19 protein-coding genes and 1 pseudogene are annotated in these 20,428 nt (G+C 62.2%); 10 read left to right on the top strand and 10 right to left on the bottom strand.

The window, feature by feature from the left end; genetic code table 11:
• Nucleotides 1-175: 175 nt before the first annotated feature.
• Nucleotides 176-2,488: a DNA topoisomerase IV subunit A gene (gene parC, locus QUV21_RS04775; protein ID WP_300853491.1), complete on the bottom strand. Its 2,313-nt coding sequence runs from the start codon at nucleotides 2,486-2,488 to the stop codon at nucleotides 176-178.
• 145 nt (nucleotides 2,489-2,633) lie between these two features.
• On the opposite strand from parC, the gene QUV21_RS04780 reads away from it, so the two are divergent.
• The 7 genes from QUV21_RS04780 (at nucleotide 2,634) to QUV21_RS04810 (ending at nucleotide 7,954) form a co-directional block, all read left to right on the top strand.
• On the top strand, nucleotides 2,634-3,239 hold the full coding sequence (locus tag QUV21_RS04780; RefSeq protein ID WP_300853492.1) for an SH3 domain-containing protein: 606 nt from the start codon (nucleotides 2,634-2,636) through the stop codon (nucleotides 3,237-3,239).
• 28 nt (nucleotides 3,240-3,267) lie between these two features.
• Nucleotides 3,268-4,098: an SDR family NAD(P)-dependent oxidoreductase gene (locus tag QUV21_RS04785; protein ID WP_300853493.1), complete on the top strand. Its 831-nt coding sequence runs from the start codon at nucleotides 3,268-3,270 to the stop codon at nucleotides 4,096-4,098.
• A gap of 10 nt (nucleotides 4,099-4,108) precedes the next feature.
• Entirely contained in the window at nucleotides 4,109-5,206 is a 1,098-nt protein-coding gene (locus QUV21_RS04790; protein ID WP_300853494.1) for an ATP-grasp fold amidoligase family protein, read from the top strand.
• 98 nt (nucleotides 5,207-5,304) lie between these two features.
• Entirely contained in the window at nucleotides 5,305-5,511 is a 207-nt protein-coding gene (locus QUV21_RS04795) for a twin transmembrane helix small protein (RefSeq protein WP_300853495.1), read from the top strand.
• An 11-nt stretch (nucleotides 5,512-5,522) separates the two neighbouring features.
• A complete protein-coding gene (locus tag QUV21_RS04800) occupies nucleotides 5,523-6,095 on the top strand; it encodes a cob(I)yrinic acid a,c-diamide adenosyltransferase (RefSeq protein WP_300853496.1) in 573 nt (190 codons plus the stop codon).
• Nucleotides 6,096-6,266: 171 nt separating this feature from the next.
• Complete coding sequence (locus QUV21_RS04805; RefSeq protein ID WP_300853497.1) at nucleotides 6,267-7,028, top strand: electron transfer flavoprotein subunit beta/FixA family protein; 762 nt, start codon at nucleotides 6,267-6,269, stop codon at nucleotides 7,026-7,028.
• The gene (locus QUV21_RS04810; RefSeq protein WP_300853498.1) at nucleotides 7,028-7,954 is read left to right on the top strand and encodes an FAD-binding protein; all 927 of its coding nucleotides are present in this window, start codon (nucleotides 7,028-7,030) and stop codon (nucleotides 7,952-7,954) included. The genes QUV21_RS04805 and QUV21_RS04810 overlap by 1 nt, the downstream gene beginning before the upstream one ends.
• 57 nt (nucleotides 7,955-8,011) lie before the next feature.
• On the opposite strand, the gene QUV21_RS04815 is transcribed toward QUV21_RS04810, so the two are convergent.
• Nucleotides 8,012-8,839 carry a DUF6473 family protein gene (locus QUV21_RS04815; protein ID WP_300853499.1) on the bottom strand — a complete coding sequence of 276 codons (828 nt, stop codon included), beginning with the start codon at nucleotides 8,837-8,839 and terminating at the stop codon, nucleotides 8,012-8,014.
• A gap of 169 nt (nucleotides 8,840-9,008) precedes the next feature.
• Between QUV21_RS04815 and QUV21_RS04820 the strand changes: the two genes are divergently transcribed.
• Entirely contained in the window at nucleotides 9,009-9,884 is an 876-nt protein-coding gene (locus QUV21_RS04820) for a 3-hydroxybutyryl-CoA dehydrogenase (protein ID WP_300853500.1), read from the top strand.
• A 516-nt stretch (nucleotides 9,885-10,400) separates the two neighbouring features.
• Here the strand turns inward: QUV21_RS04820 and QUV21_RS04825 are convergent.
• The 7 genes and pseudogenes from QUV21_RS04825 to QUV21_RS04855 all read right to left on the bottom strand — a co-directional run bounded on the left by QUV21_RS04825 (nucleotide 10,401) and on the right by QUV21_RS04855 (nucleotide 15,758).
• A complete protein-coding gene (locus QUV21_RS04825; protein ID WP_300853501.1) occupies nucleotides 10,401-11,291 on the bottom strand; it encodes a lysophospholipid acyltransferase family protein in 891 nt (296 codons plus the stop codon).
• Nucleotides 11,292-11,320: 29 nt separating this feature from the next.
• A complete protein-coding gene (locus QUV21_RS04830) occupies nucleotides 11,321-11,590 on the bottom strand; it encodes an HPr family phosphocarrier protein (RefSeq protein WP_300853502.1) in 270 nt (89 codons plus the stop codon).
• Between the two features lie 3 nt (nucleotides 11,591-11,593).
• Nucleotides 11,594-11,989 (bottom strand): PTS fructose transporter subunit IIA, encoded by a 396-nt coding sequence (locus QUV21_RS04835; protein WP_300853503.1) that lies wholly within the window; start codon nucleotides 11,987-11,989, stop codon nucleotides 11,594-11,596.
• Nucleotides 11,986-12,900 (bottom strand): RNase adapter RapZ, encoded by a 915-nt coding sequence (rapZ, locus tag QUV21_RS04840; protein WP_300853504.1) that lies wholly within the window; start codon nucleotides 12,898-12,900, stop codon nucleotides 11,986-11,988. Before rapZ ends, QUV21_RS04835 begins: the two co-directional genes overlap by 4 nt.
• Nucleotides 12,901-12,919: 19 nt before the next feature.
• Nucleotides 12,920-13,345, bottom strand: a complete 426-nt coding sequence (locus tag QUV21_RS04845; protein ID WP_300853844.1) for an HPr kinase/phosphorylase — start codon at nucleotides 13,343-13,345, stop codon at nucleotides 12,920-12,922.
• A pseudogene (locus QUV21_RS04850) lies at nucleotides 13,345-15,044 on the bottom strand (sensor histidine kinase). The gene QUV21_RS04845 and the pseudogene QUV21_RS04850 overlap by 1 nt, the downstream one beginning before the upstream one ends.
• A gap of 12 nt (nucleotides 15,045-15,056) precedes the next feature.
• Nucleotides 15,057-15,758, bottom strand: coding sequence for a response regulator transcription factor (locus QUV21_RS04855; protein ID WP_300853505.1), 702 nt, complete (start codon nucleotides 15,756-15,758; stop codon nucleotides 15,057-15,059).
• Nucleotides 15,759-16,114: 356 nt separating this feature from the next.
• On the opposite strand from QUV21_RS04855, the gene QUV21_RS04860 reads away from it, so the two are divergent.
• A complete protein-coding gene (locus QUV21_RS04860; protein ID WP_300853506.1) occupies nucleotides 16,115-17,713 on the top strand; it encodes a phosphoenolpyruvate carboxykinase in 1,599 nt (532 codons plus the stop codon).
• Nucleotides 17,714-17,763: 50 nt separating this feature from the next.
• On the opposite strand, the gene QUV21_RS04865 is transcribed toward QUV21_RS04860, so the two are convergent.
• Complete coding sequence (locus tag QUV21_RS04865; RefSeq protein WP_300853507.1) at nucleotides 17,764-18,540, bottom strand: sulfite exporter TauE/SafE family protein; 777 nt, start codon at nucleotides 18,538-18,540, stop codon at nucleotides 17,764-17,766.
• A gap of 188 nt (nucleotides 18,541-18,728) precedes the next feature.
• On the opposite strand from QUV21_RS04865, the gene QUV21_RS04870 reads away from it, so the two are divergent.
• Complete coding sequence (locus tag QUV21_RS04870) at nucleotides 18,729-20,393, top strand: acyl-CoA dehydrogenase family protein (RefSeq protein WP_300853508.1); 1,665 nt, start codon at nucleotides 18,729-18,731, stop codon at nucleotides 20,391-20,393.
• Nucleotides 20,394-20,428 lie beyond the last annotated feature (35 nt).

The raw sequence follows: 20,428 nt of genomic DNA on the forward strand, positions 1-20,428 counted from the left end.
CAATCGTGCCAATGTTGACGTGCGGTTTGTTCCGTTCAAACTTTGCCTTGCCCATTGCGAATTCCGCCTTGTTGATATCGGGCCGCGCTGGCCCAAGTTTACACGGGCGGCCACTTAGCCCGCCGGGCGGGGAAATTCAAGCCTGATCGGGGTTGATCCGGGCCATAGCGTCGCTTCAGTTGAACCGGTTGTCCCTTGGAAAGCCTCGCGGGGCCATCTTGCCCGCACTGGCACGGGCGCCCTGCCATTCGGCAAGGTCAGTTTCCAACCGGGTCCGGCCTGCCGGATCTTTCCAGCTGAGACCATCGGCAAGGCGGAAGGTGATGGCATCCGACAACCCGCCATCCTTGTATTTTTGCAGGCGCACGCCCTTGCCCTTGGCCATTTCCGGCAGTTCGGCCACCGGGAAGACCAGCATCTTGCGGTTGTCGCCAACCACCGCGATGCTGTCGCCTTGGACCTTCACGCAAACCGCCGTCCTTGTGCCGTCGCGCACGGTCAGCACGGCCTTGCCCGCCTTGGTCTGGGCCACCAGTTCTTCGGACGGCACGATGAAACCATCGCCCGCGCTTGAAGCGAGCAGCAGTTTTTCGCCCGGCCGGAAGATCATCAGATCAGTGATCCCGGTGTCATTCGGCAGATCGACCATCAGCCGCACCGGTTCGCCCATGCCGCGCCCGCCGGGAAGATTGGCACCAAGCAGCGTGTAGAAGCGGCCGTTCTCGGCAACCAGCAGGATCTTGTCGGTGGTTTCGGCGTGAAGGGCAAAGCGGGGGCCGTCGCCGTCCTTGAACTTCTGTTCGGCCGAAAGGTCCACATGGCCCTTCATCGCCCGGATCCAGCCCATGCGCGAACAGATCACGGTGATCGGCTCACGCTCGATCATCGCCTCATAGGGGACATCTTCTATTTCCCTGGCATCGGCAAACTGGGTGCGTCGCGCGCCAAGGACGGTGGCCTTGCCGTAAAGCTTGCGCACCTCGTTCAGGTCGCTGCCCACACGCTTCCACTGGCGGCGGTCATTTTCCAGCAGGTCAGCAAGGTCGGCGCGTTCGCCGGTCAGCGCGTCGCGTTCGGCGTTCAGCTCCATTTCCTCGAGCCTGCGAAGGCTGCGAAGCCGCATGTTCAGGATCGCCTCGGCCTGATTTTCAGTCAGCACCCCTTGGCCCTTTGCCGGGGGGCGATAGTCCTTTTCCGAGGTCGCGCGGATGTGGGGTTTCGACCAGTCTTCGGCCATCAGGGCGGCCTTGGGGTCATCATCATAGCGGATGATGTCGATCACCCGGTCAAGGTTCAGGAAGGCAATCAAAAGGCCGCCCAGAATCTCCAGCCGGGCGTCGATCTTTTCCACCCGGTGCAAGGACCGCCGCCGCAACACTTCGCGCCGGTGGTCAAGAAAGGCGCGCAGCACGTCCTTCAGTGAACAGACCTTCGGCACGCGGCCATCGATCAGCACGTTCATGTTCAGCGAAAAGCGCACCTCAAGATCCGAGTTCTTGAACAGGCTGCCCATCAACACATCCGGGTCAACCGTGCGCACGCGGGGTTCAAGGATCAGGCGGATGTCATCGGCGGATTCGTCGCGGACATCGGCCAGAAGCGGAACCTTCTTGATCTGGATAAGCTCGGCCAGCTTTTCGATCAGCTTGGATTTGGCGACCTGATACGGGATTTCCGTGACCACGATCTGCCATGTCCCGCGCCCAAGGTCTTCGACATGCCACTTGGCGCGCAGGCGGAAGGCCCCGCGCCCCGAGGCATAGGCGTCAAGGATCGACTCGCGCGGCTCTACGATCACGCCGCCGGTCGGGAAATCGGGACCGGGGATAAGGGCGACCAGCGCTTCGGTTGACAGGTCCGGGTCGGCCAGCAGCGCCTGACAGCCGTCAATCAACTCATCAAGGTTGTGCGGCGGGATATTCGTGGCCATGCCCACGGCGATGCCGGAAGACCCATTGGCCAGCAGGTTCGGAAAGGCGGCGGGCAGAACGACCGGTTCTTCCAGACGACCGTCGTAATTCGGACGGAAATCAACGGCGGTCTCATCAATGCCTTCCATCAGCGCCTCGGACGCCGCCGTGACCCGGGCTTCGGTATAGCGCGAGGCTGCCGGGTTATCGCCGTCAATGTTGCCAAAGTTGCCCTGGCCGTCGACCAGCGGGTAGCGCATGTTGAAATCCTGCGCGAGCCGCGCCATCGCGTCGTAGATCGCGGCATCACCGTGGGGGTGGAAATCCCCCATCGTGTCCCCGGCAATCTTGGCAGATTTCAGGAAGCCCCCGGTTGGCGTCAGACGCAGGCGGCGCATGGCCCAGAGGATTCGGCGGTGAACCGGCTTCAGCCCATCCCTCGCATCGGGAAGCGCGCGGTGCATGATGGTGGACAGCGCATAGGTAAGGTAGCGCTCACCGATCGCGCGGGAAAGCGGTTCGGATACGGTCAGGCCTGTCGGCCCCTCGATCTTGGGATCATTGTCGTCTGACGTCATGCATGTTGTGTAGGGAAATCGTGCGGGCGGGTCCAGATGCCTTGCGATCCCGCAGGACAACATCAGCCCGGCTGATGCGAATAGGACTCAACCCCTACGCCGGGCCTGTGCTAAGACCATCACAGACCAATTGACGGAATTTCCCATGCTGCGACTGACGTTGCTTCTTTGTGCCGGCCTGTTTGCTGCCCTGATGATCGCCGGTGAAGATCGGGGGCAGATGCGTCCGGGTCTTGCGCTGGCCGCTGCGGAAGGGCGGGTGCCGAAGGTAAGGGAACCCGCGTCAATGGCCCCTGCGGCAGAACCCGCCCCGGTTCTGGCCCAAACCCCGGCACCTGCCCCCGTGGCAGATCCGTTGCCGGAAGCCGTGGCAAAGGCCGAACCACAAGCCGCCCCCTATGTCGAGCCGGCGCGGGCGGTGGTGCAGGAAGTGAAAGAGCCGATCTTTACCCTTTCGGCGCTTGGCAACGAATTGGTGCCGGGCGAGGCCGGGGCTGTGAAGGATACCGCTGCATTCGAAGCGCCCCAAGTTGCAACAGAAGCTGACGGCACGATCTGGTATGTCACCGCAAGATCGGTGAACGTCCGGGCCGAACCCACGACCGAGGCCGAAGTCCTGGGCAAACTGACCAATGGCGAGGCCGCTTTGCTGGTCTCGACGGTGGATGGTGACTGGGCGCGGATCGTCATTCAGGGCGACGGCATGGAAGGTTACGTCGCACTGCGCTATCTGACCCCGGCGGCACCCTGAGGCCGTTTGGCCCCCGGGGGATTGCCTGATGTCTGACCGTTCCATCCTGATCACCGGCTGTTCGTCCGGCATCGGCCTTGATGCCGCGCGCGGGCTCCGGCTGCGTGGCTGGCGGGTCTTTGCCACCTGTCGGCAAGAGACCGATTGCGAACGGCTGCGGGCCGAAGGGCTGGAAAGCTTCCGGCTCGACTATGCCGATGAAGCCAGCATATCCGCAGCGGTGGCCGAAGTGGTGGCGCGCACCGGCGGGCGGCTGGATGCGCTGTTCAACAACGGTGCCTATGCCTGCCCCGGTGCCGTTGAAGACCTGCCAAGGGCCGCGCTGCGCGAGATCTTCGAGGTCAATCTTTTCGGCTACCACGACCTTGCCCGCCAAGTGATTCCCCTTATGCGGGCGCAGGGACATGGCCGGATCGTGAATTGCTCCTCTGTCCTTGGGTTCGTCGGGCTGACGTGGCGCGGGGCCTATGTGGCCACCAAATTCGCCATGGAGGGGCTGACCGACGTCATGCGGATCGAAATGCGCGGAACCGGGATCGATGTGATCCTGATCGAGCCAGGGCCGATTGCCACGAAGATCCGTGAAAACGCGATTCCCCATTTCGAGAAGTGGATCGACTGGGAAGCGTCGGTCAGGGTGGAACAGTATCGGGCCTTGCGTGGACGGCTTTACGGCAAGAAGACGAAGAAAGACCCTTTCGAACTTGAACCCGCCGCAGTCACCGCAAAGCTGATTCACGCGCTGGAGGCACGGCGGCCAAGCGCGCGCTACTATGTGACCACGGCCACCCACCTGATGGGCTTTGCCCGACGCTTCCTGCCGACCCGGGCGCTGGACTGGCTGATTGCGAAGGGTTGAAGCAATCAACATGACGGAGCATTTTACTTCGGATAGCCTGGCCGCGAAGGCGACGGGCAACTGTTGGCAAGCAAGGTGGGTTGCGGTGACGCCAGAGGCAAGTCAACTGGTTCATCGGATCAGGAAGCGGCAGAGGCTTGGCGCAAGGCTGTTCCGCTTCGTTCCGGGGGCTGCCCGGCGCAATCGCCTGATCCACGATTTCACCTTCCGCAGTGATGCAGAGGCGGTGGCGTTTCCCTTCGCCCTCAAGCAAGGGCGGCTGCCCGATTTCAACTCTCCCCGTGTGCTGGCTGAAAAGGTCCGCTGGACATTCCTGCACCATCGCAACCCGCTGATGCCGTTGATTTCAGACAAGATCGCGGTTCGGGACTACCTGCATTCGAAGGGTGCGCAGATTGCCCCACCCAAGTTGATCGCGACCGGATGGAAGCCCGAGGACATCCTGCGCATGGAGCTGCCAGAGCGCTTTGCCCTGAAAGCCTCTAACTCTTGCGGCGCGAACCATTTCCACACCGGTCCCGCTGCACCTGACCGGAAAGACCTGCGCCGGAAGTTGCAGCTTTGGCGCGACGCGGACCATTGGCGCCGCCACGGGGAACTGTTCTACCGCGACATTCCATGGCGCTTTCTGGTCGAGGAGTTTCTGCCCTCGGACCATCGCCGCATCGAATACAAGATCATGTGCTTCCACGGCGAGCCGGCGTTCATCTCGGCAATCTCGCAGCGCGGGCCGGGGGGATTGCAGCGGTCGGTCCGTTGGCCTGACTGGTCGCCGGCCGGGTTTGGCACCCGGGGCATAAGCTCCAGCCCAACGCCGCCGGACCGCCCCGAAATGCTTGATCAGCTTTTGGCCGAGGCGCGAAGGCTGTCAGAAGACTTGATGCATGTACGGGTAGATTTTCTGCACTATGACCACCGGCTGGTCTTTTCGGAACTGACCCTTTCGAACGCCGCAATGCGCACCCCGATCGACCCACCAGAGGCCGATGAATGGCTGGGCGGTCTTGTCGATCTGTCTCGTGAAGCGGAATATGCAGAACGCGGGCGGGCCATTGCCAAGGCTCTGGCATGGCCCCCTGTGCCGCCTGGCCGACGACACCCAGGCTGATCTGCGGCTGATCTGCGGCTGATCTGGAAGCCCGGGCGAATTTTGACTTCGCTTTTGCCCGGCCTGCGCCTAGATCACCACCAAAGGGAGTAATCGCCATGTTGTCCGATCCACTGTTCATCTTTGCAGCCGTGGCCTGTCTGGTCGTGCTGGCGATCCTGTTGTTCGGGATCGGCACCTTCGCCAAGGGTGGCGAGTTCAACAAGCGCAACGCCAACAAGATCATGCGCTGGCGGCTGGGGGTGCAGTTCGTGGCGGTCATCGCCATCGTGGCTTTCGCCTGGCTGCGCGCACGCGGCAACTGACGGGGAAGAAAATGGTAGTTCTGTCAAAAATCTACACGAAAACCGGGGATGCCGGGGAAACAGCGCTGGGCAATGGGGCGCGGGTGGCCAAACACTCGTTGCGGGTGTCCGCCTATGGTACCGTCGATGAAACCAATGCGACTGTCGGTCTTGCGAGGCAGCATGCCTCGGGTGACATCGATGCCGCGCTGAAGCGGATTTCCAACGATCTTTTCGATCTGGGGGCCGACCTTTGCACCCCCGACCGGCATCTGGATTCGACATTGTCCTACACGCCCCTGCGGATGATCGAAGGGCAGGTCAATCGGTTGGAGCGTGAAATTGACGCCATGAACGAAAAGCTGACCCCGCTGCGGTCCTTCATCTTGCCGGGCGGGTCTGCATTGGCGGCGCAGTTGCACTTGTGCCGCACGGTTTGCCGCCGGGCGGAGCGGCTGGTCGTCGAAGCCGCGACGATGGAAGACGTCAACCCCGAGGCGGTTCGCTACCTGAACCGGCTGTCGGACTGGTTCTTCGTGGCGGGTCGTATCGCCAACAATGATGGCAAGGATGACGTCCTGTGGGTGCCGGGCCTGACGCGCTGACCCTGCCTGATCGGCTTTCCCGATCAAAACGTCGCCCCTCAGGATCAAAACGCGGCGTCGTGTCGCTTGGACCTGTCGTATTTGGTCTGTCGCATGGCCTTCTCCTGCGGTAACAGGCGGTCGAGAGAGCTTGTCGGCCCTTTTGGGTCAGAAACGATGGAGGTTGCGGCCATGAAGGTGCTGGTCCCGGTCAAGCGGGTGATCGACTACAACGTGAAGGTTCGCGTGAAGGCGGACGGGTCGGGTGTCGACCTTGCCAATGTGAAGATGTCGATGAACCCCTTTGACGAGATTGCCGTCGAAGAGGCGATCCGGCTGAAGGAAAAGGGCATCGCGACCGAGGTTGTGGTGGTCTCCATCGGCGTCAAGCAGTCGCAGGAAACGCTGCGCAATGCGCTGGCGATGGGCGCAGACCGCGCGATCCTGATCGAAGCGACCGACAATGTGCATGTCGATATCGAGCCGCTGGCAGTCGCCAAGCTGCTGGCCGCTGTCGTGAAGGAAGAGGCTCCGGGTCTGGTTCTTTGCGGCAAGCAAGCGATCGACAATGACATGAACGCGACCGGGCAGATGCTTTCGGCGCTTCTGGGCTGGAGTCAGGCGACCTTCGCCTCGGAAGTGGCGATCGAGGGCGATACGGCCAAGGTCACGCGCGAAGTGGACGGCGGCTTGCAGACGATCACGGTCAAGCTGCCGACGATCATCAGCGTCGACCTGCGCCTGAACGAGCCCCGCTATGCCTCGCTGCCGAACATCATGAAGGCCAAGGCAAAGCCTCTGGCGACCAAGACCCCTGCCGATTACGGCGTCGATGTCGCGCCGCGTCTGACCGTGGTAAAGACCGTCGAACCGGCTGGCCGCAAGGCAGGCGTCAAGGTGGCCTCCGTGGCTGAACTCATTGCGAAACTCAAAGACGAAGCGGGGGTGATCTGATGGCCGTTCTTCTTCTTGCCGACGTCAATGACGGGCAACTGGCGACCGATCAGGTCGCAAAGACGCTGACTGCGGTGAAATCGCTTGGCCCGGTGACGGTGCTGGTCGCAGGCACTGGCGGCGACGCCGCTGCGGCCGAAGCCGCCACTCTGCAAGGCGTGGCCAAGGTGCTGTTTGCCGATGATCACGCCTATTGCCATGGCATGTCCGAACCCACCGCCGCGCTGGTCGTGTCGCTGGCGGGCGATTACGAACATATCGTCGCGCCATCCGGCGCGCTGTCGAAATCGGTTCTGCCGCGTGTGGCGGCGCTTCTGGACGTGATGGTGATTTCTGAGGTGCTCGCGGTGGTCGACGGATCAACCTTCGAACGCCCGATCTATGCCGGCAATGCGATCCAGACGGTCACCAGTTCGGACGCCAAAAAGGTCATGACGATCCGCACGGCGACCTTCGACGCCGCCGGCAACGGCGGTTCGGCCCCGGTCGAGAAAGTTTCGGCCAGCGTGGACAGCGGGCTTTCGGCCTGGGTCGAGGACAAGGTTGCCTCCAGCGACCGTCCCGAGCTGACCAGCGCCGGGGTCGTCGTGTCGGGCGGGCGCGGTGTCGGCTCTCAGGCTGATTTCGCGCTGATCGAGAAGCTGGCCGACAAGCTGAACGCGGCGGTTGGTGCGTCGCGCGCTGCGGTCGACAGCGGCTATGCACCGAACGACTGGCAGGTCGGGCAGACCGGCAAGGTCGTGGCGCCGGATCTTTATGTTGCCGTGGGCATTTCGGGCGCGATCCAGCATCTGGCCGGGATGAAGGACAGCAAGGTCATCGTCGCGATCAACAAGGACGAAGAGGCCCCGATTTTCCAGGTCGCCGATTATGGTCTGGTCGCCGATCTCTTCACCGCCGTGCCGGAAATGATTGAAAAGCTGTAAGCCGGGCAATTCGTCTAGCTTGCGCAAAGGGGCCGCCAATGCGGCCCCTTTTCTGTTTCAAAGCAACCCTTTGACCACCGGGCCAAGCAGCGTCGCCACTTCCTTGTGCACGGCCAGACCAGGAAGATGCCGGGCCTGGGCCATCTCAGTTTGAGGAAAATGCATGCGGTCAATACCTTCGGCAATTGCGGCGGGGCTTGGAACGGCCTCCACCAGTGTCGTGATCGCAGGCTGCAACCTGGCAAGCATGGCCCGGTCAACCATCAATGGGCCATAGGCCGGGTCAAGCCCGTCGGCCCGGGCGGGCGGCAAGGTGTCGGCAAGCCACAGCAACACCCTGCGCGGCGGCAGACAGGCCAGAAGTTGCCGCATCCGTTCCAGCCAGTTGGCCTTCAGGGCCGCCCGAACCACAGCAAAGCGGGCAGCGTCAGTGCGCTCAAGCACCATCAGGAGGTGGCGGGTAAAGTGGATATCGGTCACCTCCACCTCTGGGAACAGGGCGCGCAGGGCGGGTCTGGCGGCAAGGAACCGGTCATTGCGCCGGCTATGAACGGTGTAAAACGGGTTTGTCAGCACATCAGCCCCGGTGATCTGGACCACCGCCACCTGCGCCTGCGCCGCAACCCGCAAGGCTGCCGGGTCCGACAGATAGAAATCAGGCCCGGCATTCAAGCCGCCCAGATTGGCAACCTGATGGCCCGTGGCCTGTTCGAGCAGGGCCGGATAGGGGCTGGCGACATATTTGCCAAAGGTGGGTGACCCGCCAAGCGCCACGACGTAGGGCCGCGACAGGTCACGTTCCGGGCCACGAAAGACCGTTCGCGACAACCCATATCGGCAAGGGAAATAGTCAAGCGCCCCCGCGCCTGCCTGAAGCTGCATCATCACACCACCCATTTGTCAGTCACCCAGGCGTGAGGTTTGCAGACAGTGGTTGCCGAATGGCTAAAATCAGGCGGTTGAAGACAAGTCGAAGCATTTCTTCCCACCCGAGCCATCCTTGCGCCAGCTTTGGTCAAGGGGCATAAGCAACAGGTCAGCAGGAGGCGCAGTGATGGAAATCAGGCAGGTGGGCGTGGTCGGCGCGGGCCAGATGGGCAACGGGATCGCCCATGTCTTCGCGCTGGCGGGCTACGACGTGTTGATGACCGACATCTCGGAAGACAGCCTTTCCAAGGCGCTTGCAGTCATCGAACGCAACATTGAACGCCAGGTGTCACGGGGCAAGGTCATGCCCGCGGACAAGCGCGCGGCACTGGCACGCATCAAGACCACCCTGAAGCTGGCCGACCTTGGCCAATGCGATCTGATCATCGAAGCCGCGACCGAACGCGAGACGGTCAAGCAGGCGATTTTCGAGGATCTTCTGCCGCACCTGAAGCCGACGACGATCCTGACCTCGAACACCTCGTCGATTTCCATCACCCGGCTGGCCAGCCGGACCGACCGGCCGGAAAAGTTCATGGGCTTTCATTTCATGAACCCGGTTCCGGTGATGCAACTTGTCGAACTGATCCGCGGCATCGCCACCGATCAGGAGACCTGGGACACCCTGCACGAGGTCGTCCGCAAGCTCGGCAAGACCGCCGCGTCAGCCGAGGATTTCCCGGCCTTCATCGTCAACCGCATCCTGATGCCGATGATCAACGAGGCGGTCTATACGCTTTACGAGGGTGTGGGCTCGGTCAAATCCATCGACGAATCGCTGAAGCTGGGGGCCAACCATCCAATGGGGCCGCTGGAACTGGCGGATTTCATCGGGCTGGACACCTGTCTGGCGATCATGAACGTGCTGCACGAGGGGCTGGCGGATACCAAATACCGGCCCTGCCCCTTGCTGACGAAGTATGTCGAAGCCGGATGGCTGGGGCGAAAGACCCAGCGGGGGTTCTATGATTACAGGGGCGAAGTGCCGGTGCCGACGCGGTGAGCGATGTCAGCTTTCCGGCGGCGTGACCTGGCTTGGCCTTAGCCGACCCAGCCCATCCAGAGTTCCTAGACGGCCACCTTGTCTGCCGGAGTACTCACGGGCGCTACGGCGTCCCATTCTATCGGTAATCGTGATTGTGAAGCTGTTGCCCGCTAGCCGAGCGTCGAAGCGTACCAGACACTCGCGGTAGTCAGCATGGTCCACACCATGCTTTTCACAAAACGCAGGAAATGCGTTCGCGACCAGTGGCGCGGTGTGCTCCAAGTTACCTCCGGGGAAGACACCCGTCAGTTTTCCTGACAACACATCTATTACCACGTATCCCTGGGGCGTCGCCGCAGCCTCCGCGTAGACAGATATATGGAGGACGTAGTTTGGAACAATGAAACTCAGGCCTCCGGAAAGGGAGTCCGCCAAATTGTGTGCCACACTGTGTAGCTTGCTGTGCTTCATCGCGTCAGGATAGCGGGAAATGCTCTGAGAAACAGTCCTTATGCTATGTTGACTGAGAGCGGACTACTTCCCCAACGCCAGCGTATGCTCCCGCAGCCAGGCCAGGAACCCCCGCGGGTTGCCCTCCCACTTCTTCAGCTCCTCAGCCGGGATCGGTTCGCCGATCACCGGCCGCGTCGGTTTGAAGAGGCTGCGCTTGATCTCATAAAGCAAAAGGCCCTGCCGGATGGTGTCGGACACCTGGTTCGCAATCTGGAACGCGCGGGAATTCTGGCCGGGGAAATAGATCGGCAGGATCGTGGCACCCGAGGATTTCACAACTTTATGCGTGAAAACATTCCACTCGGCCTCGACTGCCGTCCCCCACCAGCCCGGGCTCATCGCGACCTTCCCCGCTGGGAAAAGGATGATGACGCCGCCAGCCTTCAGATGCCGCATGGTGTCGTCGCGCATCTTCAGCCCCAGTTCCCGGGCGTTGTCTTCGTGCGGGAAGGGGACGGGGATCATGAACTCCTCCACCTCCGGGATCCCGGTGAGGAGCGAGCGGGTCAGGATCTTGAAGTCGGACCGGACGCGGTTGATCATCTCGGCCATGACCATGCCGTCAACCAGCCCGGAGGGATGGTTTGCCACCACGACCAGCGGCCCGGTTGCCGGGATGCGGGAGATTTCTTCGGCGGGAGTGTCGATACGGATGCCCATGTGACGGATCGCCTTGGGCCAGAACGGGGCGCCGTGAGGCGCGCCGGATTTTTCAAAGCTGCGAATCAGGCGCAAAAGCTGGACCTTGGCGGTCATCCATTCAATCACGCGGATCGTGCCGGCCTTGACGGGGTTCTTGAAGGTGCCGGCATAGGAAAGTCGACGCATATCGTATTGACGCTCGACCGCTGCACTGCGCGGCAAGCCGTCATGCGGCTCTACCGCATCCCCGATATGAGACTGTTCCGTCACGAAGCGACTGCCTTCATCCCCAGCGCGCTTCAATACTCCTCACCGAAGCGGGCTGCAACCAGCGCTTCCAGAGCATCGGCGAGCTTCCCCGCTTCTTCTCCGGATGTCTTCACCTCAATAGTGGTTCCACGAGAGGCTGCCAACATCAAAAGGCCCATGATGCTGTCACCCGAGACCGAAAGCCCGTCCTTCAGCACCTCGGCCCTTGCGTCATGCGCTTCGACGACTTCGACGAATTTTGCGCTTGCCCGCGCATGCAGGCCCTTTTCGTTGACGATCCGCAGGGTTCTGCTGGTCATGGCTTACGCCCCGTTGCCCAGATCGAGGGCGTTGATGTATTTCCGCCCCGCATCCAGCGCCGCCGCGACAGCATCGGGAACGGCCATGTCGCGCGATTTGGCCAGCTTGATCAGCATTGGCAGATTCGCGCCATAGAGGATTCGACGGCCACTGGTGGCGCAGGCCGGAAGCGACAGGTTGGAGGGCGAGCCCCCGAACATGTCGGTCACCAGCACAACCCCCTGCCCGGTGTCCACCTCATCGGCGGCAGTGCAGATTTCCTGCTGCTTGGCCATGCGGTCATGGTCATCCTCGATTGCAATGGCCCGCATGCCGGCCTGCTTGCCCACAACGTGTTCGACCGCCGAGAGATACTCCCGCGCCAGACCGCCATGTGCAACGATCACGATACCGATCAAGCGTCTGCCACCCTCATTGCGTCAGGCAGGCCAGTGGCCGCCCTGCGTTCCAGTTCCCGGTGCCGTTTTGACACTGGCCAGCCCGCCTCTGCAAGCGCGTTCCCGACAAGTTCCGCTATTGCGACCGACCGGTGTTGCCCTCCGGTGCAGCCAAAGCCGATTGACAGATGCGCCTTGCCTTCCTCCAGATGGGCAGGAAGCAGAAACAGCAAAAGATCCTGCAATTTCCGAAAGAATTCCGCGAACCGGGGGTCCGCACGGACAAAGGCTTCGACGCGGGGATCGCGGCCATCCAGCAGGCGCAGTTCAGGCACCCAATGCGGATTCGCAAGAAATCGGCAGTCGAAAATCATGTCCACACCGCGCAGAACGCCACGTTTGTAGCTGAACGACTGGACCGAGACCGAAAGCCGCCCGGTGGCGCTGGTGTCGAAAAGCCCCGCCACCTCGGCCTTCAGGTCGTGCTGGTTCAGCTCTGTCGTGTCGATCAGATGGTCGGCCCGAACCCGGATCGGGGCCAGAAGGTCAATCTCGCGCTCAACCCCCTGTGCGGGCGTTTCGGCGGGGGCAAGCGGATGGCGCCGGCGGGTTTCCGAAAACCGCCGGATCAGGACCGAGGGCGCACAGTCAAGATAAAGGACATCAAGCGAAACCCGGGGGTCGCGGGTAAGGGTGTCGATCAGTTCGATCAGGGCCGTAGCGTTGAAATCACGGTTCCTGACATCAAGCCCTAGGGCAATCGGTCTGCCCAGCGGTTCCCCCTCGATCAGACGCGGGACGAGGCTTAGCGGGATATTGTCGATCCCCTCATACCCCAGATCCTCCAGCACGCGAATCGCGGTCGTTCGCCCGGCACCTGACGGCCCGGTCACAAAGATGATGCGATGGTCAGTGCCGGGGTCAGCGGTCATTCGGTGGTTCCTGCGGGCATCATGCCTGCCGCCCTTGCTGAAGATAGAGCAGGAGCGCTTGGGGAAAATGGCCATTCTGCGGGTGCAGCACAAGATCGACCTCGCATCCCAGTATCGTGATCTTGCGCAGGGGCGGCAGGCGCTGGACTTCGGGCTGGCCCAGATCTGCAACCAGCGTGATCGCGGCGCTGTCCACCACCGGGCTACGCAGAAGGCCGACGCCTCGCGCCTCGATCAGGCCGCGGATCGGGGCTGGGCATCGGGCGATCAGATTGCCCCCTGCGACGGAAACGTCGGTCCGATCATCGGCAACCAGCACCGCGCCAAGGCCGATCAGGCGCAACGCAAGGGACGACTTGCCCGAACCGGACGGGCCAAGGATCAGAAGGCCCCGCCCTTCCACCGCCACGCAAGACCCGTGCAGGATCTGGCCTGGTGTGTCCATCACACCGGCAGGCCGACAACAAAGCGCGCCCCAAGCGGCTCTGAAGTCGGGTCGGCGGCGGTAGGGCGGATGTTCTCGGCCCAGATCACGCCGCCATGCGCCTCGACGATCTGTTTGGAGATCGCAAGGCCAAGGCCGGAGTGCTGGCCGAACTCGGCTTGCGGGCGTTCGGAATAGAACCGCTTGAAAACCTTGGCCAGCGCCTGTTCCGGGATGCCGGGGCCGGTATCTTCCACCACCACCAGCACCCGGTTTTCGCGGCGGCGCGCCCAGACACGCACCGCATCACCCTCCTCGCAGAACGAGATGGCATTGGTGACAAGGTTGACGAAAACCTGCGCCAGTCGCGCTTCAAGCCCATGAATGGCGATCGGTTCCGACGGCAGGTCGATGATGAAATCCACGCCCTTCTCGCCAGCTTGCTGGCTTAGGTATTGGCACAGATTTGACAGCGTTTTCAGAAGGTTGAACTCTTCTTCCTCTTCCTTCACCAATTCGCTGTCCAGCCGGGACGCATTGGAGATGTCGCTGACCAGTCGGTCAAGCCGGCGCACGTCATGTTCGATCACATCCAGCAGTTTCTCGCGCTGGTCTTCCTTCTTGACGAAACGAAGCGACCCGACAGCAGACCGAAGCGACGCCAGCGGGTTCTTGATCTCATGCGCGACATCGGCAGCAAACTGTTCGTTCGCGTCGATACGGTCATAGAGGGCGGAAACCATCCCCCGCATTGCCACGGACAATCGACCGATCTCGTCTGGCCGCGCCGCAAGGTCGGGGATGCGAACCCGGGACGGGGCCACCCGACGGGCGTCTTTGTCGCGGCCGATTTCGGCGGCGGCGGCAAGGTCCGACAACGGGTTGGAAATGGTCGAGGCCAGCATCAGGCTAAGGCCGATCGATACCAGCACGGCCAGCAGGAACATTTGCAGGATCTGTTCGCGCTCGTACCGCACCAGCCGTTCAATTTCGGCCGACGTAGAGGTCAGAACCACCACCCCCACAAGCTGCCCCGATACGGTGACCGGGGCTCCTACAGAAAACAGCATGCTCCCTTCGCTGTCCCGCGCCGTCCGCGAAACGGTATCCCCACCACGGGCGGCATCGAAGACGACAAGTGCTTGTTGCGCGGCGTCTATGGTTTCGGTGCGAATGCCCTGCCCTTGCCTCAGGATCGCTGTAACCCAGTTCCAGACACCTTCCAGAAAATCGGTCAGAATGGTCGGCTGGCCGGGGTTTGAAAGCAGCGTATCCGTTCCCTGACCGACCTTGGAGGCGATGATCCGTCCGGTTGGATCGAAGACAAAAACCTCGACCATAGGGTCGACATTCATCCGCGCCAGCGTTTCGCTGAAGTCAAAGGCCGCGACGCCGGGGACAATCCGCGCCTCGTAGACATTGGCGATCAGTTCAGCCTGACGCGCCATGCCCTGCTGCCGCTGCAAGGCAAGGCAAGGCTGTCGCGAAACGGGTTCATGAACAGGACGCCAACCACCAGCATGACAAGCGCCATGAGGTTGAACACGATGATCTTGCGCGCCAAGGGCGAACGGTTCAGCGCCACGATGCTGCGGGCGCCGCGCCCTTCCTTCAGCCGCTCGACCGTGGCATCGGGCGATACCCAGTCTTCGCCCAACAGAACGTCACCCGACCGTTTAGGCTGGGCGTCCTCTAGTCCGATCCTGGGTGCCGCGGTCATTCCAGGGGGCCGTCACTCTTCGTTGTAGCGGTAACCGATTCCGTAGAGTGTCTCGATTGCCGAAAAGGTTTCATCGACAGAACGCATCTTCTTGCGCAGCCGCTTGATATGGCTGTCGATGGTGCGATCATCGACATACACTTGGTCATCATAGGCCACATCCATCAACTGATCACGCGATTTCACAAAGCCAGGGCGCTGCGCAAGCGCCTGAAGCAGGAGGAACTCGGTGACGGTCAGCGACACCTCCATTCCCTTCCATGTGACGGAATGGCGCAGAGGGTCCATCCGCAATGCGCCACGCTCCATCATCCGGGTTTCTTCGGTGGCCGCCGCTTCGCCGGTGTTGATCGCCTCCTGACGGCGCAAAAGCGCGCGGATGCGTTCGACCAGCAGACGCTGGCTGAAGGGCTTCTTGACGTAGTCGTCAGCCCCCATGCGCAGCCCCAGAACCTCGTCGATCTCGTCGTCTTTCGAGGTCAGGAAGATCACGGGGATCGAGGTCTTCTGCCGCATGCGTTGCAGCAGATCCATGCCATCCATCCGCGGCATCTTGATATCAAGGACAGCCATGTCCGGCATGCGGCGATTGAACGCCTCAAGCGCGGATTGACCGTCATTGTACGTCTCAACCTCAAACCCCTCGGCCTCAAGCGTCATGGCGACTGAGGTCAGGATGTTTCTGTCGTCGTCCACAAGGGCGATACGCGACATCTTCGGGCCTCCCGGTAACTGCTGCAACACAAAGCATAATTTGGACTGATTGTCATACCTGCGAGAACGATAATCAACAGGAAAGCGAATCACCTTGGCAGAACTGGGGCAAAGGGTGGCAATTTGGCCGACAGGCCATCAATTTTCGCCGACCGGGGACCGCAGCGGGGGGATGGTTGCGCTAACGGCAAAATGATTGCGCTAACGCCTTGAAAACATGCTATTCTGCCTTTGAACCATCATGCTATAGGCCGCTTACGATCAGCCCGGACAGCGGCTTGTCGCGGCATTCATTGGCCCGGATGCCATGGGACGGAACCGCCGCATCGATGGCTGCGGCAACGGGAGCTTGCAGGATGACCCAAGGACGCGTGAACCCTCTTCAAAAGCTTGAAAGCCAAGGCATTTCGGGTGTGGCGGTCGCCCACTACAATTATGTCGAGGCGGCTTTGGTCGAAGCGGCGGTCGTGCGGGGCGAAGGGCGGTTGGGCAGGGGCGGTGCTTTTCTGTGCGAAACGGGGCAGTTCACCGGACGATCCCCGAAGGACAAGTTCGTGGTCCGCACCCCGGCAACCGAAGGCACGATCTGGTGGGAAAACAACGCGGCCATGACGCCTGATGCCTATGCGCGCCTCAAGGCTGACATGCTGGCCCATGTGCAGGGGTCGGAGCTTTTCGTGCAGGATCTATACGCCGGGGCAGACCCCCTGCACCGGCTGGATGTGCGGGTGGTGACCGAACTGGCATGGCATGGCCTGTTCATCCGCCACCTGCTGCGGCGGCCGGAACGGGAGGAACTGGACAGTTTTGTTCCAGACTGGACAATCATCAACTGCCCGTCGTTCAAGGCAGACCCGGCCCGGCACGGTTGCCGGACGGAGACCGTCATTGCGCTGAACTTTGACGAAAAGACGGTGCTGATCGCCAACACCGCCTACGCGGGCGAAAACAAGAAGGCGGTCTTCACCGTCCTGAACTATCTTCTGCCGGACAAAGGCGTGATGGCCATGCATTGCAGCGCCAACCATGCGCTTGGCAATCCGGTGGATGCGGCTGTGTTCTTCGGTCTGTCAGGCACGGGCAAGACCACACTTTCGGCCAGCCCCGACCGCACCCTGATCGGCGATGACGAACATGGCTGGTCCGACCGGGGCATCTTCAACTTCGAAGGCGGCTGCTACGCCAAGACCATCGACCTTTCGCCCACGGCAGAGCCGGAGATCTACGCCACCACGCACCGTTTCGGCACGGTGGTGGAAAACATGGTCTATGATCCCGACACGCTGGAACTGGATTTCGCCAACCGCAGCCTCACGGAAAACACCCGTTGCGCCTACCCGCTTGAGGCGATTTCCAACGCCTCGGCCACCGGGCTTGGCGGCCATCCGCGCCATGTGGTGATGCTGACCTGTGATGCCTTCGGGGTGCTGCCACCCATCGCGCGGCTGTCACCGGCACAGGCGATGTATCATTTCCTGTCCGGCTTCACTTCCAAGGCTGCCGGGACGGAACGCGGGGTGACCGAACCGCAGCCGACATTCTCCACCTGCTTCGGCGCACCCTTCATGCCGCGCCGGCCCGAGGTTTATGGCAAACTTCTGCAAGCCAAGATCGCCAAGCATGGCGCATCCTGCTGGCTGGTGAATACGGGCTGGACCGGCGGGGCCTATGGCACCGGCAAGCGGATGCCGATCAAGGCGACGCGGGCGCTGTTGGCAGCGGCGCTGGATGGCAGCCTGAACACCGCCACCTTCCGGCGCGACCCGATGTTCGGCTTTGAAGTGCCGGTGGAGGTGCCGGGCGTTGACCCTGCCCTGCTGGACCCGCGCCGCACCTGGACTGATCCTGCCGCCTATGACGCGCAAGCGAACCGGCTGGTCGAGATGTTCTCGAAGAACTTCGCGCAATATGTGCCGTTCATTGATGCCGACGTGAAGGCCGCTGCAATCGGCTGATCCCTTTCGGCACCCTGACGACCCGTCTTGCTGATCCAGCAGTCGGGCCGTCAGGTCGCGAACAGCGCCAGCCGCACCATGTTCAGGCCGGTCAGCACCAGAAGCACCTGTGTCCAGCGGCGAAAGCGCCCTTGGTCCAACCGGTCTTGCACCGCATAGCCAAGGTATAGCCCAAGCAGCGCCGGCACCGTAAGCGCAGCGGAAAAGGCCAGCGTCTGCGCATTGGCAAGCCCAGTCCCCAGATGCGCCGACAACAGCGCCACCGCGCCAATCAGGAACACCACGCCTTGCGCCCGGATCGCCTGCACCTTCCCCGCCCCGGTGGACAACAGGAACACCAAGAGCGGCGGCCCCCAGATGCCCGAAATCCCACCGTAAAGCCCGCCCACGACGCCCAGCCCCCATTCAGCCCGGTTGCGGTGGTGAAGCTTGATCGCAAGGCTTGCCCCCATCAGTTGCAGCGCCGCAAAAGCGGTGATCGGCAGGCCAAGCAGCAACAGATACACATCTCGCGGGATCATCCCGGCGAAGGGGGCAGAGATGGCGATGCAGATTACCGTGCCGATCAGAAAGCGGTGATAGGTCGCCGCCGTATCCCGTGCCGCGCCGACGCCCTGCCGAAAGGCTTGCGAGATGTTGGTGGCCAGCGTCGGCAGGATCAGCCCGGCCAAGGCCAGATTGGTGGGCAGGAACACGGCGAAGGCGGAAATCAGGATCATCGGCATGGCAAAGCCGACAGCCCCCTTCACGATGCCAGCAAAGAAGGTCACGGCCATCGCCGCGACAAAGGCCTCGGCCGAAAGGCCGACCGTCAGGAAATCAAACATGGGCTTACCCCTTTTGTCGCCCTTGTGGCGCAGTTGGGCTGCAAGGAAAAGGGGGGCAGGCGTTGCCGCACAGAACGGCTGCGACATTTTCGGTCGCTTGACGCGCCGCACGCGAAATCTAATTGCTCTGCGATTGCGAAGGCGCTAGGTCTTCGCAGGTGCAGAATCTACGCGACCGGAGACCCGCCATGCCGCATGATGGACAGGCCATGACCCAGACCCCGATCCTTTCCGACCTGATGGCGCGGACCACCGCCGTTCTGCCCGAAGTGGAGGGGCTGTTCACCTCGGCGCGGGATGCATTGAAGGCAGAGGTGACGGTTGCGGGCAAGATCTCAGTCCCTGCTCTGGAACAGCGCCAGTTCGAAACCCACGCCCTTGCATGGCTTGCGACCTATCTGGAGGCCCTGCGTCAATTGAACGGCTGGGCTGGCCGGGTGTCCGAAGCTGGCCAGTTTGGTGAAATGGAGGCGCTGATCCTTCAGATCGGCTTTGGCGAATACCTTGCCCAGATCGCTGGCGGCATCCCGATGAGTCAGGGCGAACTCGCCCGACTGCCCGACCTTGGCCTGACATGGCAACCCGGACCCGAGGCTGCGGCGCTGATCGCGGGGGGCAATAGCCCGGCAGCGCGGTCGCGGCTGGTGGCGCTGATGCAGGACAACCAAGGCCGCGCCACCTTTGGCGCACCCGGGCTTGATGACGAACTGGAAATGATCCGCGACCAGTTCCGCCGCTATGCCGATGAAAAGGTCATCCCCGTCGCGCATGACTGGCACCTCAAGGACGAACTGATCCCGATGGAAGTGATCACCGAACTGGCCGAAATGGGCGTCTTCGGTCTGACGATCCCGGAAGAATACGGCGGGTTCGGGCTTTCCAAGGCCAGCATGGTGGTCGTGTCGGAAGAACTGTCGCGCGGCTATATCGGCGTGGGCAGCCTTGGTACCCGGACGGAAATCGCCGCCGAGCTTATCCTGTGTGGCGGCACGGACGACCAGAAGGCCAAGTGGCTGCCCAAGCTGGCCAGCGGGGAAATCCTGCCGACCGCCGTCTTTACCGAGCCGAACACCGGGTCGGACCTTGGCAGCTTGCGTACCCGGGCGGTCAGGGATGGCGACGACTGGAAGATCACCGGCAACAAGACCTGGATCACCCATGCCGCCCGCACCCATGTGATGACGCTTCTGGCGCGTACTGAACCCGACACCACGGATTATCGCGGGTTGTCGATGTTCCTGGCCGAAAAGACCCCCGGCACCGATGACGCCCCCTTCCCCACCCCCGGCATGACCGGCAGCGAGATCGAGGTGCTGGGCTATCGGGGCATGAAGGAATACGAACTGGCCTTCGACGGGTTCGCCGTGAAGGGCGAGAATCTCTTGGGCGGCGTGACTGGCCAGGGCTTCAAGCAACTGATGCAGACGTTTGAATCAGCCCGAATCCAGACCGGCGCCCGCGCCGTGGGCGTGGCGCAATCGGCGCTGGAAACCGGCATGCAATACGCGCTGGACCGCAAGCAGTTCGGCAAGCCCCTGATCGCCTTCCCCCGCATCTCTGGCAAGCTGGCCATGATGGCGGTCGAGGTGATGATCGCCCGCCAGCTGACCTATTTCAGCGCCTGGCAGAAAGACCACGGCCACCGTTGCGACCTTGAGGCCGGGATGGCGAAACTTCTGGGCGCGCGGGTGGCTTGGGCGGCGGCGGACAATGCGCTGCAAATCCACGGTGGCAACGGCTTTGCGCTGGAATACCGGATCAGCCGCATCCTGTGTGACGCGCGGATCCTGAATATCTTCGAAGGGGCCGCCGAAATTCAGGCCACCGTGATCGCCCGCCGACTTATGGACTGAATTGCCTTTTGCGGACAGTTTAGCCCGATGGCACC

Source organism: Tabrizicola sp. (assembly GCF_030373185.1).
Classification (GTDB): domain Bacteria; phylum Pseudomonadota; class Alphaproteobacteria; order Rhodobacterales; family Rhodobacteraceae; genus Tabrizicola.

Bases quoted from the DNA above. Each gene is read 5' to 3' on its own strand.
- QUV21_RS04795 (WP_300853495.1), top strand. From the start codon at position 5,305: ATGTTGTCCGATCCACTGTTCATCTTTGCAGCCGTGGCCTGTCTGGTC.
- rapZ (WP_300853504.1), bottom strand. From the start codon at position 12,900: ATGACCGCTGACCCCGGCACTGACCATCGCATCATCTTTGTGACCGGG.
- QUV21_RS04830 (WP_300853502.1), bottom strand. From the start codon at position 11,590: ATGACCAGCAGAACCCTGCGGATCGTCAACGAAAAGGGCCTGCATGCG.
- QUV21_RS04810 (WP_300853498.1), top strand. From the start codon at position 7,028: ATGGCCGTTCTTCTTCTTGCCGACGTCAATGACGGGCAACTGGCGACC.
- QUV21_RS04845 (WP_300853844.1), bottom strand. From the start codon at position 13,345: ATGGACACACCAGGCCAGATCCTGCACGGGTCTTGCGTGGCGGTGGAA.
- parC (WP_300853491.1), bottom strand. From the start codon at position 2,488: ATGACGTCAGACGACAATGATCCCAAGATCGAGGGGCCGACAGGCCTG.
- QUV21_RS04780 (WP_300853492.1), top strand. From the start codon at position 2,634: ATGCTGCGACTGACGTTGCTTCTTTGTGCCGGCCTGTTTGCTGCCCTG.
- QUV21_RS04865 (WP_300853507.1), bottom strand. From the start codon at position 18,540: ATGTTTGATTTCCTGACGGTCGGCCTTTCGGCCGAGGCCTTTGTCGCG.
- QUV21_RS04790 (WP_300853494.1), top strand. From the start codon at position 4,109: ATGACGGAGCATTTTACTTCGGATAGCCTGGCCGCGAAGGCGACGGGC.
- QUV21_RS04860 (WP_300853506.1), top strand. From the start codon at position 16,115: ATGACCCAAGGACGCGTGAACCCTCTTCAAAAGCTTGAAAGCCAAGGC.
- QUV21_RS04785 (WP_300853493.1), top strand. From the start codon at position 3,268: ATGTCTGACCGTTCCATCCTGATCACCGGCTGTTCGTCCGGCATCGGC.
- QUV21_RS04815 (WP_300853499.1), bottom strand. From the start codon at position 8,839: ATGATGCAGCTTCAGGCAGGCGCGGGGGCGCTTGACTATTTCCCTTGC.
- QUV21_RS04800 (WP_300853496.1), top strand. From the start codon at position 5,523: ATGGTAGTTCTGTCAAAAATCTACACGAAAACCGGGGATGCCGGGGAA.
- QUV21_RS04870 (WP_300853508.1), top strand. From the start codon at position 18,729: ATGCCGCATGATGGACAGGCCATGACCCAGACCCCGATCCTTTCCGAC.
- QUV21_RS04855 (WP_300853505.1), bottom strand. From the start codon at position 15,758: ATGTCGCGTATCGCCCTTGTGGACGACGACAGAAACATCCTGACCTCA.
- QUV21_RS04805 (WP_300853497.1), top strand. From the start codon at position 6,267: ATGAAGGTGCTGGTCCCGGTCAAGCGGGTGATCGACTACAACGTGAAG.
- QUV21_RS04820 (WP_300853500.1), top strand. From the start codon at position 9,009: ATGGAAATCAGGCAGGTGGGCGTGGTCGGCGCGGGCCAGATGGGCAAC.